The 2,430-nt window shown below is 68.4% G+C and carries 2 protein-coding genes; both read right to left on the reverse strand.

Going from position 1 to position 2,430, the window contains the following annotated elements; all coding sequences use genetic code 11:
- Window positions 1–643, reverse strand: a 643-nt coding sequence (locus HC022_RS24095; protein WP_167454086.1) for an SH3 domain-containing protein, incomplete at its 3' end; no start/stop codon positions are given.
- A gap of 152 nt (window positions 644–795) precedes the next feature.
- Window positions 796–2,361 carry a GMC family oxidoreductase gene (locus HC022_RS24100; RefSeq protein WP_167454087.1) on the reverse strand — a complete coding sequence of 522 codons (1,566 nt, stop codon included), beginning with the start codon at window positions 2,359–2,361 and terminating at the stop codon, window positions 796–798.
- Window positions 2,362–2,430: the final 69 nt, after the last annotated feature.

Here is a 2,430-nt window from a genome sequence, read left to right on the forward strand (position 1 = left end):
GTTCGTGCATGTCGGTCATCATCTCGATCATGCACCACTCCGAGCCGCCGTGGTTCTCGCAGCCCAGCCGCTTCACCTGATCACCATTCGCCAGCGCGCCGATGACGCCGTGTTCGGTGCCCGGCCCGCTGCGCACGTTGAGCAGGTCGTTGGCCGCGACCCCCGCTACCCGCGCGACGGGCGCCGCGGGCGCCTGTCCTGCGGCGCCGGACTTGCCCGGCGGGATGCGCACGTCGATGGCATAGCCCACGCTCTTGCCCGCGTCCTTGTCGTTGCCCATCAGGTAGACCCGGAGCGCCCATTTGCCGGCGGTGGGGAATGTCACCTCGGCGGTGCTGTCGTCGTCCATCGAGCCCACGTAGAGACCGTCGTAATCCTTGCCGGCGGGCAGGACGTTGAAGAAGGCCGAGCCGTGACCGTTGGTGCCGGTGACCCGCAGCGTCGCGATCATGGTCTGGCCCGCGCCCACGTCCAGCACATAGTCGATGAACTCGCGGCCGATGATGGTGCCGTTGATCGTGGTGCCGGAACTGCCGGGCGGGAAGCGGACCGTCACCTGCTCCTGCGCGAGGGCGGTCGTTGCCATGAGCGTCAGCGCACCGGCAAGGGCGGCACGGCGGATTGCGTGGAAGACGTCGGACATCGTGGGTTCCTCCTCCCGTGATGGAGCGGCCTTGCGGTGCCGTCACAGGATGCGTGGTTTCCGCCGGTCTGACAATCGCCATGGAGTGCCGGAAACGGATGGGGCCCCCGCTACGACGGCGGGGGCCCCGGGATTTCAGGCAGGCGCAGAGGTCAGATGTTCTGCTTCGACATCTCGCCCGCGATGTGGTCGGCCTGCCGGATCGCCAGCGCCACGATGGTCAGCGTCGGGTTCTCGGCCGCGCCCGAGGTGAACTGCGAGCCGTCCGACACGAAGAGGTTCGGAACGTCGTGGGTCTGACCCCAGCGGTTCACCACGCCGTCCCGCGGGTTCTCGGACATCCGGTTGGTGCCGAGGTTGTGGGTTGACGGGTAGGGCGGCGTCGGGAAGGTGCGCGTGGCACCCACCGCCTCGTAGATCGCGATGCCCTGCTTGTAGGCATGGGCCCGCATGGCGCGGTCGTTGGGGTGGTCGTCGAAATGCACGTTCGCCACGGGCAGCCCGTGCTGGTCGGCAACGTCGTGGTTGAGGGTGACGCGGTTGGTCTCCTGCGCCATGTCCTCGCCCACCAGCCACATGCCGGCCATGTTCTCGTAGGCGTCGAGCGCGGTGGTGAACTCGCGTCCCCAGCCGCCCGGATCGAGGAAGGCCGCCATGAATGGGATGCCGAGGCTCAGCGTCTCCATTTCGTAGCCGCCGACGAAGCCGCGCGACGGATCGTGCCTGGCCTCGTCCTGGATGATCCCCGCCATGGTCGTGCCGCGCCACATGCGCACCGGCTTGTCGAAGGTCGCGTAGACCGAGCCGGTCATGTGCCGCATGTAGTTGCGCCCGACCTGTCCCGAGCTGTTGGCCAGCCCGTCCGGGAACATCGACGAGGCCGAGTTGAGCAGCAGCCGCGGGCTCTCGAACGAGTTGCCGGCGACGCAGACGATGCGCGCCTTCTGCATCTGCAGGGTGCCGTCGGCGTCGTAGTATTCGACCCCCGTGGCCTTGCCGCTGTCGTCGTGCAGGATGCGCGCCACGTGGCTGCGGTCGCGCACCTCGAGGTTGCCGGTGGCCTCGCCGCGCGGGATGTCGGTGTAGGCCGACGACCACTTGGCGCCCCACTTGCAGCCCTGGAAGCAGAAGCCGGTCTGCTGGCAGGCCATGCGGTCGTCGTAGTCCTGCGAGTTGATCGCCATCCGACCGGTGTGCACCTCTGTGTAGCCGAGCGCCTTGGCGCCCTTCTCGAACACGAGGTAGTTGTTGTTGCCGGGCAGACCGGGGCGGCCCTCGGTGCGGGTCACGCCGAGCTCGGCCAGCGCGTACCACGGCTCCATTTCCGCGGCGTCGATGGGCCAGTCGAGCAGGTTCGCGCCCTGCACCGCGCCATAGGTGGTGCGTGCCTTCCACTCGTGTTCCTGGAAGCGCAGCGAGGCGCCGGCCCAGTGCGTGGTGGTGCCGCCCACCGCCTTGACGATCCACGCGGGCAGCCCGCTGAAGTCCTTGGCGACGCGCCAGTCGCCGGACGTGGTGCGCGGGTCGGTCCAGGCCAGCTGGCCGAAGCTCTCCCACTCGTCGTTGATGTAGTCCTCGGGCAGGTACCGCCCGCCCGCCTCGAGCGCCACGACGCTCACGCCCTTCTGGGCCAGTTCGTTCGCGAGCACGCCGCCGCCGGCGCCGGTACCGATGATGACGACGACGCTGTCGTCGTCCATGTCAAAAGGTGCAGCCATGGTCTATCCTCCCCTGCGCCGGCTCAGAGCCAGTTGATGTCGTTGAAACCGCGGTCGATGTAGCCGCCT

The sequence above is a fragment of the Salipiger sp. HF18 genome (assembly GCF_011806505.1).
In the GTDB taxonomy this organism is placed as follows: domain Bacteria; phylum Pseudomonadota; class Alphaproteobacteria; order Rhodobacterales; family Rhodobacteraceae; genus Salipiger; species Salipiger thiooxidans.